This is a genomic window from Mucilaginibacter terrigena (assembly GCF_004168255.1).
GTDB classification, from domain to species: domain Bacteria; phylum Bacteroidota; class Bacteroidia; order Sphingobacteriales; family Sphingobacteriaceae; genus Mucilaginibacter; species Mucilaginibacter terrigena.
On record NZ_SEWG01000004.1, the window covers coordinates 1 to 14,867 of the forward strand.

Sequence of the window (14,867 nt, forward strand, 5' to 3'; positions counted from 1 at the left end):
AGTGGTATAAAATGTTACAGTCTTATTTCGGATTTCGAATTTTCAATTTCGGATTTATTTTCTTTCGGACTTTCGACTATCGACTTAAGACTTATTTAATCACCTTCGCTACTAAAAAATGGCTTTTATCATGGTCGGGCGCGTTAAGCAGTGCCTCTTCTGTAGTAATTTCTTGTTTTACTACGTCTTCGCGCAGCATGTTTGGCTCGGCGGTCATATAAACAAGGGGCTCAACGCCGGTGGTGTCTACCTCGTTCAGCTTATCCATAAAGCCCAGTATCTTGTTCATGTCTTTGATCATTTCCTGCTTTTCGCCGGGTGCAAGTTCCAGCCTGGCCAGGTGTGCAATTTTATCAACCGTTTGTTCGTCTATGGTCATGTTCTTCAATCTTTTTACTGATGATGGCGTGCACCTGGTCGCGCAGGGCGTCTGCATCATTTATAGTTAAATGCGCCGTATCGATAGGCTTATGTACAAATATATCACATACACCCGGTTTCGAGCCATACTTTTTACCGTCATCCCATAAAACTTTCCAGGTGTTTACAGATGTTACCGGGATGATAGGCACTTTAAGCTCGATAGCCATGCGGAAGGGCCCGTTCTTAAACTGGTGCAGATCCGGCGGGTAGCTGTCGGGTATAGTTGCCTCGGGGAATATAATAACCGTAACACCTTTCTCCAGCCTGTCCATTGCGGCTTTAAATGCGCGGAAGGACGCCATTTTGCTTTCCCTGTTCACCGGGATATCTACCGTACGGAAGAAAAGGCGGGTAACTATACCGTCCTGTAGCTCCTGCTTACCCATAAAACAGCAATTGCTTTTTACCAGCAGGCTCATGGCCGTAATATCTAAATTTGAGGTGTGGTTAGGGCAAACTATATAGGTATTGCTCCAGTTTACAGGCGTTTCGAAATGGTAGCGATACCTGATCCCCACACAAAACGAGCTTACCTGCCCCCAAACACGGCGCATAGCAGTCATGTTTTTATACGTTTCGGGCTTACGCGAAAAATAATAAAGGAAAGGCCATAGCAAAAAGTAGAAAAATCCCACGCTGCCCTGGTAAAGGTACAGGTGCATTTTCTTCAATATAATTTTCATCGACCCCAAAAATAGAAAAAATAGTAACTATTCAAGCCCCCTGTAAATGGCGTAGCTAAGCCCCGCTATAAACGGCGTAGCTAAGCCCCCTCTAAACCTCCCCCGATAGGGGAGACTTTCCTTCTTAAAGCCCCTCTCTTTCGGATAGGGTTTGGGGTGAGGCTAAAAATTAAGCCCCCCTCTAAACGGCATAGCTAAGCCCCCTCTAAATCTCCCCCGATAGGGGAGACTTGCCTTCTTAATGCCCCTCTCTTTCGGAGAGGGGTTTGGGGTGAGGCTTGTGAGCGTACTTTTTAAAAAAAAGCCCATCTCCCCCGGAGATGGGTTTGGGGTGAGGCTAAAAATACTTACTTTCGCCCCCTATATGGAAACTGTTGTTAGTGGCATACGCTCTACCGGGAATTTACACCTGGGTAATTACTACGGGGCGATACAAAACTTTGTGAAAATGCAGAACGAATACAAGTGCTATTTTTTTATAGCCGATCTGCACTCGTTGACTACGCACCCCACCCCTGCCAACCTGCACGGCACTGCCAAACAGGTTTTGGTGGAGTACCTGGCCGCGGGCATCGATCCCGAAAAAGCTACCATTTATTTGCAAAGCGATGTACCCGAAGTAATAGAACTTTACCTGTACCTGAATATGAACGCCTACCAGGGCGAACTGGAACGCAGCACATCGTTTAAAGATAAGGTACGCGCCAACCCCGATAACGTTAACGCGGGCCTGTTAACCTACCCGGTTTTAATGGCTGCCGATATATTGATACACCACGCTACCAAAGTGCCTGTTGGTAAAGACCAGGAACAGCACCTGGAAATGTCGCGCACATTTGGCAACCGCTTTAACCGGCTTTATAACAACGATTATTTTACCGAGCCTTACGCGTTTAACTTTAGCGAGAGCCTGGTAAAAATACCCGGACTTGACGGTAAGGGCAAAATGGGTAAAAGCGAAGGCGAGGGCAATGCTATTTTCCTGTCGGATACGCCCGAAGCCATCCGCAAAAAAGTGATGCGTGCCGTAACCGATGCCGGCCCAACACAGGATAACCAGCCAAAACCACAGGAGATCCAAAACCTGTTCGATCTGATGAAGGTGGTATCCACACCGGATACTTTGGAGCATTTTGATAACCTGTACAATACCTGCGCCATCCGATACGGCGACTTGAAAAAACAGCTTGCCGAGGATATGATCATCGCCACGGCGCCCATCCGCGAAAAAATACAGGATATAGCAAACGATGCCCCTTTATTAAGGCAGGTAGCCCGCTATGGCGCCACCAAAGCCCGCGAAAGCGCTTCAAAAACCATTAAGGAAGTAAGGGAAATTATTGGTTTCAGGAATTTTTAGGAAGTTCGTAGTTGATGGTTCATGGTTCATAGCGTATATTAGCCAAGTAGCTATTGTAGTTTATGGGCGGTGTTTCCAACCATGAACTATGATCTATTAACCATGAACAAAAATCGCAATAATAAGAATATGCACATAGCTATTGTAGGAAATATTGGCGCCGGTAAAACTACCCTTACCGAAATGTTAGCTAAAAATTACGGATGGGAGCCCCTTTACGAGGCGGTTGATAATAACCCCTACCTGGAAGATTTTTATAACGAAATGAAGCGCTGGAGCTTTAACCTGCAGATCTATTTCCTTAACAGCCGCTACCGCCAGATCATCGATATTCAAAAAAATGGCCGCGATATTATCCAGGACCGTACCATTTACGAGGATGCCTACATTTTTGCCGAGAACCTGCACGATATGGGGCTGATGACCACCCGCGACTACGAGAACTACCAAAGCATGTTTGATAACATTACCGAGTTTATTAAACCGCCCGACCTGCTGGTGTACCTAAAAGCATCTGTACCTACTCTTGTAAACAACATCCAGCGCCGCGGCCGCGAGTACGAAATAGGCATCCGCATAGATTACCTGTCCAAACTGAACGAGAAATACGACAAATGGATAAAAGGCTATAACCTGGGTAAACTGCTGGTGCTTGATAAAGACAACCTGGACTTTGCCAATAACACCGAAGATATGGCCACTATTGTGAATTTGATAGAGCGCGAAGTGAACGGGTTATTTTAAATTCGATTTTCCCATGCTCCGTTAGGAGCTACCGCTCTGTAGAAAAAAATTCAACGTTCTTTGCCTCGTAGAGGCTACCCTTTGTTTGCCTTTCTATTTTGGGTTGCATCTACGGAGCAACTAATCATTTCCTGCTACTGGCTACAAAGCGATAACTCTAACGGAGCAGAATCCCCTGTCGGGCGCTTTCGTCTTTGTTGGTGTTGTCACCAACAAATCGCCGTGCATCCGAACCTTTCATTTAGCCGTCCTAAATATTGTTGGTGACAACACCAACAAAGGCCAAATTATCCATAGCTACCGCAAGTGTGCCCGCTTATGGCCGCCTACATTCTTTTCCTGAACTATTTAATGGGAAGTATCATTTTTATAACTTTTCCTGTATCATCAAATTCGGCGTCAAAAATCAATTTATGCTCTGGTGAATACTCCTGCCACCTGCCAAGCCGAACTTCGTAATATTGATTTTTACCGATTATGGCCGCAGCAGCAGTAAGCTGCTTTTCTACAATAACAAAGCAATTTAAGTGGGTGTCATTCAAAGGGGCATACAGGGGTTTTTGATAATTAATATTATTTGCGCCATATTCCTGATTATAAAAACCCTTCCAATTAATAATTTCAACAGCGCTTATTACCTTATTCGAATAAAACTTTTCATCAAAAGGCCATACCTTAATCGTAGTATCTTTAGCTACATAAAAACCGATACTATCCTTATTAGTGTAATAAAAATATCGTGACGCATCGGTAGATGACCATTCAAAATTGGGGAAGGCCTTTTCTACATCTTTTACAGTTGTTATCCCGGGCTCCGTTTTAAATCCCCTTATATTTCCCGAAAAACCTTTCAGTAATCTTATTTTGGTAATAACCTCCGTGCTATCATTTCCCTGTAATACAACCATGCCCGGTTTTATGGTATAGCCATGGCTTAAAACATTACTCCCCCAGCTACTGCCTTGTAAAGTGGCGTTTATGCTATCTATGTCACCCATATTCAAATCATTCACCTTTACCCGCGACAATTTATACCCGGCGTTCTTTAGATCGGCAAGGGTGGTAAAACCGGGGGCTATCTTGTCAACCGTTAAGCCAGGTAAATAACTACTGTTATAGAGCGAATCTTTAGGTTTAAAAGGAAAACGCTGCGCCTCTGTTTTGAGTGAACTTAAAACAATAAAAAGTGAGAGTATTAAAATTTGTGGGCGGATCTTCATGATTGAGGTTTGGTTAAAGATAACATATCATACATCAATTCTCTTAAAAATGCTAACCGATTATTTGCATGCCTTAACACACCCAAATTTTCCCCAACAAAAACCTTTTCCACAAATGTGATTTGAGCCCATAAATCCCGTAAATATTCCTACTTTTGTATCCCGTACACAAACAATTGGTTTCGGCTTAAAAACCGCTTACCGGATTTCAAAAAAATCATGACTAAATACATTTTTGTTACGGGTGGAGTTACCTCATCGTTAGGAAAAGGCATTATTTCGGCCTCATTAGCTAAACTTTTACAGGCACGCGGCTATCGCGTAACCATCCAAAAATTCGATCCCTACATTAACATTGATCCGGGTACTTTAAACCCTTACGAGCATGGCGAATGCTATGTGACCGAGGATGGTGCCGAAACAGACCTTGACCTTGGCCATTACGAGCGTTTTTTAAATACGCCTACCTCAAAAGCCAATAATATTACCACCGGCCGCATTTACCAGAATGTGATAAACCGCGAACGCGAAGGCGCATTCCTTGGTAAAACCGTGCAGGTTGTACCCCACATTACCGACGAGATAAAACGCAACATGCGCATACTTGGCGAAACGGGCGATTACGATATTGTGATCACCGAAATTGGCGGTACCGTGGGTGATATCGAATCGTTACCGTTTGTGGAAGCCGTGAGGCAGTTTAAATGGGAAGCAGGCCCCGGCAACGCGCTGGTTATACACCTTACCCTTATCCCTTTCCTTGCTGCAGCCGGCGAGTTAAAAACAAAGCCTACACAACACTCGGTTAAAATGCTGCTGGAGTATGGGATACAGCCGGATATACTGGTTTGCCGTACCGAGCACCATATCAATATGGATATCAGGAAAAAAATCGCGCTGTTTTGTAACGTTAACATCAACGCCGTTGTCGAATCGATGGATGCATCAACCATTTACGATGTGCCGTTGCTGATGCTGAAAGAACAACTGGACAAAACCGTTTTAACAAAACTAAAGCTATCGCACAAAAGCGAGCCTAACCTTGATAACTGGAAAGATTTTCTTGGTCGCTTAAAAAACCCTACATCCGAAGTAAAAATTGGCCTTGTAGGTAAATATGTTGAACTTCCCGATGCTTATAAATCCATTATAGAAGCATTTATACATGCCGGTGCCAAAAACGAATGTAAGGTGCGCGTGCAATACATCCCGTCGGAACAATTAACGCCGGGCAACGCCATCGAAAAGCTGCGCGGCCTGCATGGTGTGCTGGTTGCGCCCGGCTTTGGCGAGCGCGGCTTTGAAGGTAAAATAGAAGCCATACGCTACGTGCGCGAAAACAATATCCCTTTCTTTGGCATATGCCTGGGTATGCAATGCGCGGTGGTAGAGTTTGGCCGCAATGTTTTGGGCCTAAAAGATGCCAGCAGCACCGAAATGAACCCCGATACCCCTAACCCGGTTATTGATATGATGGAAGAGCAAAAGGGTATTGTAAATAAAGGCGGCACTATGCGTTTGGGCGCTTACCCATGCGATTTGAAAAAGAATAGCAAAGCGGCCTTAGCTTACGGCAAAACCCACATCAGCGAGCGCCACAGGCACCGCTACGAGTTTAATAACAAATATTTAAAGGATTACGAGCACGCCGGTTTAACGCCATCGGGTATTAACCCGGATAATGGCCTGGTGGAAGTTGTTGAGCTTAAAAACCACCCGTTTTTTGTAGGCGCGCAGTTTCACCCCGAATTAAAATCAACAGTTGCTAATCCGCACCCACTTTTTATTAACTTTGTCGCCGCTTCGCTGGGTTATGCCCGCAAGAACTGATTAATAGTACGATACGATACATAATGGATAAAAATACGTTTACAGGGTTATTCCTGATCATGATAATTATGGGCGCTTCCATATATTTCATGAAACCTTCTGAAGCTGATATCAAAAAAGAACAGCTTACCGTTCACCAGGACTCGATAAAAAAAGGCCTGATAAAAACACCGGCCGCTACCACCGCAACCGTTGCCAAGGCCGATACCGTTAAAAAAAACGGCGCTGTTGATTCTGCCGTTTTAAAATCGCCTTTTGGCGCTGCTACCGTGGGTACCGAGCAATTTGTAACCATCGGCAATAAAGAATTAAGCCTGAAGCTATCTACCAAAGGCGGTCGAATTTTTACTGCCGAGCTAAAAAACTATAAAACCTTCAATAAAAAACCATTGATCTTGTTTGATGGGAAGGATAATAAGTTTGGTTTAACACTTAAAGCCGGCGACAGGACACTGAACACCAACGACCTTTATTTTACCCCAAGCACCACCTCGCTACAGGTTGCCGAAAAGGATTCGGGCTCTGTTACCATGCGTTTAAGCTACAGCCCTACGCAGTATATCGATTATATATATACGCTTAAGGGTACAGGTTTTAAACTGGGCTTAACCATTAAATCGACCGGGCTTGAGCAGGTTGTGGGTACCAGCACGGTATATAATCTTAACTGGTCGGCAAGTTTGCCAAAACAGGAAAAAGATATTGCCCAGGAACGCCAGTACACCACCGTGTATTTTAAAAACACCGATAACGAGGTGGATTACCTGAGCGAAGCCAAGGACGACCAAAAGGTAATTGCCGATAAAAAGATCCAGTGGGTAGCGTTTAAACAGCATTTTTTCTCGAATGTGCTGATCACTAAGGACGGTATCACAAAATCTGACCTTGCGGTATCTACCAATGTAGCTGATACCAGCGACGTAAAACAGATGAAGGCCGATCTTACGCTTAACCGCAGCGCCGATGGCTCATTGCCGCTTGAGTTTTACTTTGGCCCCAACCGTTTCAACACCTTGAAAGAGCAAGGTAACGACCTGCAAAAATTAGTAAACCTGGGCTGGGGGCCATTAAAATATATAAACCAGTTTGCGGTGTTACCGTTATTTAACTTTTTGAATAAGTTTAACTGGAACTACGGTATCATCATCCTGATATTAACCATTGTGCTTAAAGTGGTATTAGCGCCGCTTACCTATAAATCGTACCTGAGCATGGCAAAAATGCGCGTGCTTAAGCCCGAGATGGACGAGATAAAAGGCAAAGTTGGCGAAGATAACCCTACCCTTTTACAGCAGGAATACTTAAAACTTTATAAAAAAGCCGGGGTAAACCCGCTGGGTGGTTGTTTGCCGCTGCTGATACAAATGCCTATCGTAATCGCGTTCTTCCGCTTCTTCCCAAGCTTGTTTGAGCTTAGGGGCGAAAGCTTTTTATGGATGCACGATCTATCCACCTATGATGCGGTAATTACATTTGGCACTATACCTTTTATTGGTAACCACATCAGTTTAATGTGTTTGCTGATGACGATATCTACATTGATATATACCTACTTCAATAACCAGATCTCGGGCGCTACCGGGCAAATGAAATATATAGGTTACATTACCCCTATCATTTTCCTTGCAACGCTTAACAGCTACCCGTCGGGCTTAAACTATTACTATTTTTTAGCTAACATGCTAACCTTTTTACAGCAATACATGATCAAATTTATGGTTGATGATAAAAAGATCCACGCGCAGATCCAGGAGAATAAAAAGAAACCTGATGATCCTAAAAAGAAAAAATCAGGCTTCGGTGCCAAACTCGAAGAAATGATGCGCCAGCAACAACAAGTGCAGGCAAAGAAGAAATAGAAATTGGTGATTAGTTAATTAGAGATTAATTACTTAGATGATGGAAACCCACAGCTAAAAGCTGTGGGTTTTTTGTTGGATAAGATTAAATTGCAGAATGATTAGCAAATATAAAGGTCTTGTTGTTGAATTCATTAATGAGTCGAACTATGAATTAGGTTCAACAGATAACATAAATATATACGATGCAATTTACAGTGATGGCAATTATAACTATCAAACTAAACATGGTATTAATGTATCTGAAAATGATAAAAAAGTTTCAAGTGCTTTACTTGTTGGTAATGGCGGTGGGATTACAGTCCATGAAAATTCTTTCGTTATAAAAAACGATGATATATTTATTTGCTGTAGCGAAATGGTTTATTCGCTCAAACTCCCTAAACTAACATTAAACTGGTATAAAGCTATTGACCAAGCTACAAACTTCGAAATTTATACGTTCAAAGACGACTTTATCATCCACGGGGAGATGTCAATATTCAGAATTACCGCAAACTCTGAAATCAAATGGGAATTTAGTGCGAGAGATATCTTTGTAAATTTAAACAGTCACAAAGAATTTGAAATAATTGGCGAACAAATAAAACTTGTTGATTTTCAAAATTACGAGTATATCATTGATGAAAACGGCAATGTAATTAGTGACCGCTTGTTAAAATAAATTTAAATATTTCTTTTCTTTCCACATTTCAAACTAATTTTATTAGCAAAAATGTTTTACATTTGAAACCATGTATGCAATTGTGGATATCGAGACGACCGGGGGGCATGCCAGCGCTAATGGCATTACAGAGATTGCTATATGCATACACGATGGCAAAAAGATAACCCGCCGTTTCGAGACCCTTGTTAACCCCCAGCGCGATATCCCGGTTTACATCCGTGCCCTAACCGGCATCACCAACGAAATGGTGCAAACCGCTCCTGTTTTTGAGGACGTGGCGCACGAGATCTACCACATGCTAAAAGGCCAGATCTTTGTGGCCCATAACGTAAATTTCGATTATTCATTCTTAAGATACCACCTTAACGCGGCAGGTTACGAGTTGCAGGCCAACAAGCTTTGCACCGTTCGCCTTGGCCGCAAGATAATGCCGGGACTGTTATCATACAGCCTGGGTAAGTTTTGCTCCCATCTTGGCATCCAGAACAATAGCCGCCACCGTGCTATGGGCGATGCCGAGGCTACCGCCCAACTATTTGGCATGCTGTTAAAAAGCGATACCGATAACCACATTGGCGCAGCCTTAAAGCAAAACAGCAAGGAGCAGGTATTGCCTGCCAACCTGCCCAAAACGGATATCGAAGCACTGCCTGCTGCCCCCGGTGTATATTATTTTCACGACCAAAAAGGGAAAGTGGTGTACGTAGGTAAAGCAAAAAATATCAAAAAGCGGGTATGCAGCCATTTTACCGGCAACAACCCCAACCTGCAGCGGCAGGAGTTTTTAAAGAATATCTACCGCATCAGTCACCAGGTTTGCGGTACGGAACTGATTGCCTTTGTACTGGAGGCTGTGGAGATAAAACGCCTTTGGCCAAAGTACAACCGGTCGCTTAAGCGGTTCGAAAATACTTTTGGGCTTTATGTTTTTGAAGACCAGCGCGGCTATATGCGCCTGGTGGTTGATAAGCACCGCAAGCATATGCCGTCTGTATATGCATGCAATTCGCTATACGAAGGGCGTAACCTTTTGCTGAACCTGATAGATACCTTTGGTTTGTGCCCCAAGCTTTGTTTCATACAAAACAACAACAGTACCTGCACCGGCAGCAATACCGGCGCCTGCGCTTGCGAAGGCCACGAAGATCCTGAAGTTTATAATGAGCGTATACAGGGCGCTTTGAACGAATTAAAGAAAGCCCTGCCCACCTTTGCCATCCGCGACGAGGGCCGCACCAGCGACGAGCACAGCTGCATACTGATAGAAGAAGGCCGTTTTTATGGCATGGGCTATATTTCGCACTATTACGATGCGGATAATATACAGGCGTTAAAAAATTACCTTACACCCTACCCGGGTAACGATTATATCCGCAACATTGTAACCGGCTACGCCGAGCGGTTCCCACAGCGTAAGGTGAGTTTTTCTGCGTAAGTAAGGGGACAAACCCTTGCTAAAAAGAGCCAAAATGTTCACGTTCACGTTTGCACAACCAGGTACGTTTTTTGCAAATTGCTAATAGTGAGATAGTTGATGAGTAAAGTACTGACAAAACAGTGTCACCATCAGCATCATTTATAATGCTATATCACTTTATCATTTTCCCTTGCGCTCGTCTGCGACGAGTGCTTAAAATTGTTTAGCGTTTGTGACGCGATTGATAAGGGCGATATAATCGCCCGACCACGTTAAGCACTCGTCGCAGACGAGCCCAAGATGAATCCATTTGTCATCCTGAGCATCGCGAAGGATCTATTCGCGAACTTTGCATGTCGGCGAGTAGATGCTTCACTACATTCAGCATGACAAATTGAGAATATCTTCCATTCCTTCAAAACAAATAAATTTCCCGAGGGTTAATATATTATCATAAAAACTTATAAAAACTATAATGGATAGTATTAACCAAAATCAACCCGAAGATAATTTTGAGAACCTGGAAGGTAACGATGCCTGGAAAAAATTAAAGGAAATGGCCGAGGGTACCAGCTGCTTTTTTTGCAGCAATATTAAAACCGGGCTGCCCTTTTCTACACGCCCTATGTCGCCCCAAAAGGTTGACGACAACGGCGACCTGTGGTTCCTGAGCGCAAACGACAGCCACAAAAACGCCGAGATTGCAACCGACCCTATGGTGCAGCTGTTGTTCCAGGGATCGAAGTATTCCGATTTTCTGAACATTTACGGTATAGCCGAAATAAGCGAGGACAAGGAAAAGATTAAGGAATTATGGGAACCCATTTTAAAAACCTGGTTCACCGAAGGTATCGACGACCCGAGGATCTCGGTTATAAAAGTATCGCCAACACAGGGCTACTATTGGGATAACAAACATGGCAATGCTGTAGCCTTTGTAAAACAACTGGTAGGCGCGGCTATTGGCAAAACACTTGATGATTCGATAGAGGGGAAACTTGAAGTTTAAGCCCCCTCTAAATCTCCCCCGAAAGGGGAGACTTTTAAAATATCGCTCTTCTTAAGCCCTCCCCTTCGGGGAGGGTTTGGGTGGGGCTTTTTATATAACCCCCGCTCTCTCCAGCTCCGCCTGCATTTGCTGCTGCAGTTTCAGGGCTTCGGCGCGGGCGGCGTCAGCAAAATCTTCGCCGTTGCCGGCGTAAATGATCCCGCGGGACGAGTTCACGATCAGGCCGCAATCTTTGGTCATCCCGTATTTACAAACATCTTCCAGGCTTCCACCCTGCGCGCCAATGCCGGGCACCAGCAAAAAGTTATCTGGCGCGTGTTTACGTATATCGGTAAACTCGGTGCTTTTGGTAGCGCCCACTACAAACATCAGCCTATCGGCACCGGCCCAGGTATTGGCCTTTTGTATCACCGTTTCGTACAAGTAACCATCACCGGTATTCAGGTACTGGAAATCTTGGCTGCCTACAGATGAGGTAAGCGCGAGTATGATCACCCATTTACCTTCGTATTTTAAATATGGCGTAACACTATCATTACCCATGTAAGGCGTAACGGTAATGGCATCAAAGCTCATACCCGATGTTTCCTCGTTAAAAAAGGCTTTGGCGTAATTATCAGATGTATTGCCTATATCGCCGCGCTTGGCGTCAATAATGCTTAAAATATCTTTCGGCAGGTATTGCGCGGTGCTTATCAGGCTTTGCAGGCCTTTCAGTCCGCGGCTTTCGTAAAAAGCAGCGTTGGGTTTGTAGGCTATGCAAAGGTCTTTAGTAGCATCAATAATGCGTTTGTTAAATTCAAAAACCGGGTCGGGGTATTCCAATAGAAATTCCGGGATCTTATCAATATCGGTATCGAGGCCAGCGCATAAAAATGATTTTTTCTGTTTGATCTGTTCGATGAGTTGCGCACGGGATATCATGTAGATTTTGAATTTGTTATGGTGCTGCAAAACTAAAAAATTAAACTTAACAGCTTATTTTTTTAATAAATTTGCATTGTAATTTAATTTCGTTAAAATTGCAGTGTTTTCCTGCATTATTTCTTGCACTAAAGAAACAATTTTGATCTCCACGTTATTTATTATCTAATACATTACCTGGGCTTACTATTGCATAATCAGGGTTTCAAAACAATCTTTCATATAAAAAATCCTTTTGAACTATAATTCATATCATGTCTGATACAATCGAATTGAACGACAAACTCGTTTCTGAGTTGCGCGAAATTGCTAAAAGTTTGGGTATTGCAGAGGCAGATGAGCTTAGAAAAGCCCAGCTGATCACTAAAATTGTTGAACAAAAACAGTTAATTGAAACCGCCCGGAACCAACAAAATACCGTTGAAAGCAACTATGCTGAAAAACCGGCTGCACCAGCCGCCGAAAATATAGAGAAAACACGTAAACGCATCCGCTCTGTAAAAACAAAAGACCAGCCCCGTATCGAGGTGCCTTTGGATGATACCAACCTGTTTAACCAGGAGGATGACGAACCCGAAACTGATGATAACGACGGTAATAATGCAAATGCTGTTACCGAAGCCGCACCTGCCGCAGAAACAACTGAAGAGCAGGCCGGCGAAAAAACCGAACAAGCAGGCGAACAGGAACAACCGGCTACCGATAGCCGCCCTCAAAAATTTGACCGCCGTGCTAATCAAAACCAGGCCAAAAACCAGGAGCCTGCCATAAACCTTGATTTTGATAACGTAATTGTTAACGAAGGCGTGCTTGAGATTATGCCAGATGGCTATGGTTTCCTGCGCTCGTCTGATTATAACTACCTTACTTCGCCCGATGATATTTACGTATCGCAATCGCAAATAAAACTTTTTGGCTTAAAAACAGGTGATACCGTTCGCGGTAGCATCCGCCCGCCAAAAGAGGGCGAAAAATATTTCCCTTTGGTACGTGTAGAGGCTATTAACGGCCGCATACCTGCCGAAGTGCGCGACCGCGTACCATTCGACCACTTAACACCGCTTTTCCCGTCAGAAAAATTGAGCTTGTTTACAGATGCAGGTAATTACTCTACCCGTATCATGGACCTCTTCTCGCCTATTGGTAAAGGCCAGCGCGGTTTAATTGTTGCACAGCCAAAAACAGGTAAAACCATGCTGTTAAAGGATGTTGCTAACGCGATTGCCAAAAACCACCCCGAGGTTTACCTGATCATTTTACTGATTGACGAACGCCCCGAGGAGGTTACCGATATGGCCCGCAGCGTACGCGCCGAAGTGGTATCATCAACCTTTGATGAACCTGCCGAGCGCCACGTAAAAATTGCCAACATTGTGCTCGAAAAAGCAAAACGTATGGTAGAGTGCGGCCACGACGTGGTTATCCTTTTAGATTCTATCACCCGTTTAGCACGTGCTTACAATACGGTAGCGCCTGCATCTGGTAAAATATTATCGGGTGGTGTTGATGCCAACGCGTTACACAAGCCAAAACGCTTCTTCGGCGCGGCCCGTAACATCGAGGATGGCGGCTCGTTAACCATTATTGCTACAGCCCTTACCGAAACCGGATCGAAAATGGACGAGGTTATATTTGAAGAGTTTAAAGGTACAGGTAACATGGAGTTACAGCTTGATCGTAAATTATCTAACAAACGTATCTTCCCGGCTATTGATATCACGGCATCAAGCACCCGCCGCGACGATCTGCTGCTTGACCGCGACACCCTGCAGCGCATCTGGATATTGCGTAACCATCTTGCAGATATGAACTCGCAGGAATCGATGGAATTTTTACAGGCGCAAATAAAAGGCACCCGTACCAACGAAGAATTTTTGATATCGATGAATTCATAATATCTTTACACTTAAAGGAGTTATAAATAACACAAGGTTAATTGTAACTCCTTTGGGTTTTTGTAAAATTTATGATACCTTCATAACATAATGAGGCGACGGGTAAAAAAACATCTTCCAAATGCAATAACATGCGCAAACCTGTTTAGTGGCTGCATCGGTATTGTTTTTACTTTTCAGGATAACCTGGTATTTGCCGCCTATGCCATTTTCCTGGCAGCTATCTTCGACTTTTTCGACGGCTTTGCCTCGCGTGTGCTACAGTCCTTTTCGGGCATAGGTAAAGACCTTGATTCACTGGCAGATATGGTGAGTTTCGGCGTTTTGCCATCGGCCATTATGTACGAGTTGCTTTTACGGGCACCGCAAATAAACCACATAAGCGAGTATCTTAATTTCATAGCTTTCCTGATCCCCGTTTTCTCGGCGCTAAGGCTGGCCAAGTTTAATACCGATACGCGCCAGGCCGAAAGCTTTATTGGCCTCCCTACCCCTGCAAATGCCATTCTGATAGCATCTATACCATTAATACTGGCACAATACAACGGCTTATCGCGCTACATACTTAACCCTTACGGTTTATCGCTGTTTATTGTGGTAATGTGCGTACTGCTGGTGGCCGAGATCCCTTTAATGTCGCTTAAATTTAAGAACCGCGATTTCACTAAAAATTTTTATCGCTATATATTGCTGTTATTTTCGGCAATACTCATTCTATTTTTTAAATTTGCGGCAGTTCCGGTGGTTATCGTAATGTACATCACCTTATCGTTAATTCAACTTAAATTTGAAGATGGCACCCTGGTAAGCGGCCACAAAAAGAATTATTAAGCGCT

The 14,867-nt window shown here is 43.9% G+C and carries 13 protein-coding genes; 9 read left to right on the forward strand and 4 right to left on the reverse strand.

Annotation, left to right across the window (positions count from 1 at the left end; genetic code table 11):
- Positions 1–91: 91 nt before the first annotated feature.
- Both gatC and EWM62_RS10130 read right to left on the reverse strand, forming a co-directional pair.
- Positions 92–379 carry an Asp-tRNA(Asn)/Glu-tRNA(Gln) amidotransferase subunit GatC gene (gene gatC, locus EWM62_RS10125; protein ID WP_129876556.1) on the reverse strand — a complete coding sequence of 96 codons (288 nt, stop codon included), beginning with the start codon at positions 377–379 and terminating at the stop codon, positions 92–94.
- Positions 354–1,106, reverse strand: coding sequence for a lysophospholipid acyltransferase family protein (locus tag EWM62_RS10130; RefSeq protein ID WP_129876557.1), 753 nt, complete (start codon positions 1,104–1,106; stop codon positions 354–356). Before EWM62_RS10130 ends, gatC begins: the two co-directional genes overlap by 26 nt.
- 364 nt (positions 1,107–1,470) lie before the next feature.
- Here EWM62_RS10130 and trpS point away from each other — a divergent pair, with 364 nt between their 5' ends.
- Together trpS and EWM62_RS10140 are read left to right on the forward strand one after the other, a co-directional pair.
- Positions 1,471–2,466 carry a tryptophan--tRNA ligase gene (gene trpS / locus EWM62_RS10135; RefSeq protein ID WP_129876558.1) on the forward strand — a complete coding sequence of 332 codons (996 nt, stop codon included), beginning with the start codon at positions 1,471–1,473 and terminating at the stop codon, positions 2,464–2,466.
- Positions 2,467–2,595: 129 nt separating this feature from the next.
- The gene (locus EWM62_RS10140; RefSeq protein ID WP_129877037.1) at positions 2,596–3,210 is read left to right on the forward strand and encodes a deoxynucleoside kinase; all 615 of its coding nucleotides are present in this window, start codon (positions 2,596–2,598) and stop codon (positions 3,208–3,210) included.
- A gap of 344 nt (positions 3,211–3,554) precedes the next feature.
- Here EWM62_RS10140 and EWM62_RS10145 read toward each other — a convergent pair whose 3' ends face one another.
- Entirely contained in the window at positions 3,555–4,430 is an 876-nt protein-coding gene (locus EWM62_RS10145) for a hypothetical protein (protein WP_129876559.1), read from the reverse strand.
- 219 nt (positions 4,431–4,649) lie between these two features.
- Between EWM62_RS10145 and EWM62_RS10150 the strand changes: the two genes are divergently transcribed.
- From EWM62_RS10150 to EWM62_RS10170, 5 genes are all read left to right on the forward strand, one after another.
- Positions 4,650–6,260 (forward strand): CTP synthase, encoded by a 1,611-nt coding sequence (locus EWM62_RS10150; RefSeq protein WP_129876560.1) that lies wholly within the window; start codon positions 4,650–4,652, stop codon positions 6,258–6,260.
- Positions 6,261–6,283: 23 nt separating this feature from the next.
- Positions 6,284–8,119: a membrane protein insertase YidC gene (gene yidC, locus EWM62_RS10155; RefSeq protein WP_129876561.1), complete on the forward strand. Its 1,836-nt coding sequence runs from the start codon at positions 6,284–6,286 to the stop codon at positions 8,117–8,119.
- A gap of 97 nt (positions 8,120–8,216) precedes the next feature.
- A complete protein-coding gene (locus tag EWM62_RS10160) occupies positions 8,217–8,783 on the forward strand; it encodes a hypothetical protein (protein WP_129876562.1) in 567 nt (188 codons plus the stop codon).
- Between the two features lie 70 nt (positions 8,784–8,853).
- Positions 8,854–10,221, forward strand: a complete 1,368-nt coding sequence (locus EWM62_RS10165) for an exonuclease domain-containing protein (RefSeq protein ID WP_129876563.1) — start codon at positions 8,854–8,856, stop codon at positions 10,219–10,221.
- A gap of 457 nt (positions 10,222–10,678) precedes the next feature.
- The gene (locus EWM62_RS10170) at positions 10,679–11,212 is read left to right on the forward strand and encodes a pyridoxamine 5'-phosphate oxidase family protein (protein WP_129876564.1); all 534 of its coding nucleotides are present in this window, start codon (positions 10,679–10,681) and stop codon (positions 11,210–11,212) included.
- 90 nt (positions 11,213–11,302) lie between these two features.
- Here EWM62_RS10170 and pyrF read toward each other — a convergent pair whose 3' ends face one another.
- A complete protein-coding gene (pyrF, locus tag EWM62_RS10175; protein WP_129877038.1) occupies positions 11,303–12,133 on the reverse strand; it encodes an orotidine-5'-phosphate decarboxylase in 831 nt (276 codons plus the stop codon).
- A 257-nt stretch (positions 12,134–12,390) separates the two neighbouring features.
- Here pyrF and rho point away from each other — a divergent pair, with 257 nt between their 5' ends.
- A complete protein-coding gene (gene rho / locus EWM62_RS10180) occupies positions 12,391–14,031 on the forward strand; it encodes a transcription termination factor Rho (RefSeq protein WP_129876565.1) in 1,641 nt (546 codons plus the stop codon).
- Between the two features lie 90 nt (positions 14,032–14,121).
- Positions 14,122–14,862 (forward strand): CDP-diacylglycerol--serine O-phosphatidyltransferase, encoded by a 741-nt coding sequence (gene pssA / locus EWM62_RS10185; protein ID WP_129876566.1) that lies wholly within the window; start codon positions 14,122–14,124, stop codon positions 14,860–14,862.
- The last annotated feature ends 5 nt before the right edge of the window (positions 14,863–14,867 follow it).

Bases quoted from the DNA above. Each gene is read 5' to 3' on its own strand.
- yidC (WP_129876561.1), top strand. From the start codon at position 6,284: ATGGATAAAAATACGTTTACAGGGTTATTCCTGATCATGATAATTATG.
- EWM62_RS10165 (WP_129876563.1), top strand. From the start codon at position 8,854: ATGTATGCAATTGTGGATATCGAGACGACCGGGGGGCATGCCAGCGCT.
- EWM62_RS10140 (WP_129877037.1), top strand. From the start codon at position 2,596: ATGCACATAGCTATTGTAGGAAATATTGGCGCCGGTAAAACTACCCTT.
- EWM62_RS10145 (WP_129876559.1), bottom strand. From the start codon at position 4,430: ATGAAGATCCGCCCACAAATTTTAATACTCTCACTTTTTATTGTTTTA.
- pssA (WP_129876566.1), top strand. From the start codon at position 14,122: ATGAGGCGACGGGTAAAAAAACATCTTCCAAATGCAATAACATGCGCA.
- EWM62_RS10160 (WP_129876562.1), top strand. From the start codon at position 8,217: ATGATTAGCAAATATAAAGGTCTTGTTGTTGAATTCATTAATGAGTCG.
- EWM62_RS10150 (WP_129876560.1), top strand. From the start codon at position 4,650: ATGACTAAATACATTTTTGTTACGGGTGGAGTTACCTCATCGTTAGGA.
- EWM62_RS10170 (WP_129876564.1), top strand. From the start codon at position 10,679: ATGGATAGTATTAACCAAAATCAACCCGAAGATAATTTTGAGAACCTG.
- EWM62_RS10130 (WP_129876557.1), bottom strand. From the start codon at position 1,106: ATGAAAATTATATTGAAGAAAATGCACCTGTACCTTTACCAGGGCAGC.
- rho (WP_129876565.1), top strand. From the start codon at position 12,391: ATGTCTGATACAATCGAATTGAACGACAAACTCGTTTCTGAGTTGCGC.
- gatC (WP_129876556.1), bottom strand. From the start codon at position 379: ATGACCATAGACGAACAAACGGTTGATAAAATTGCACACCTGGCCAGG.
- trpS (WP_129876558.1), top strand. From the start codon at position 1,471: ATGGAAACTGTTGTTAGTGGCATACGCTCTACCGGGAATTTACACCTG.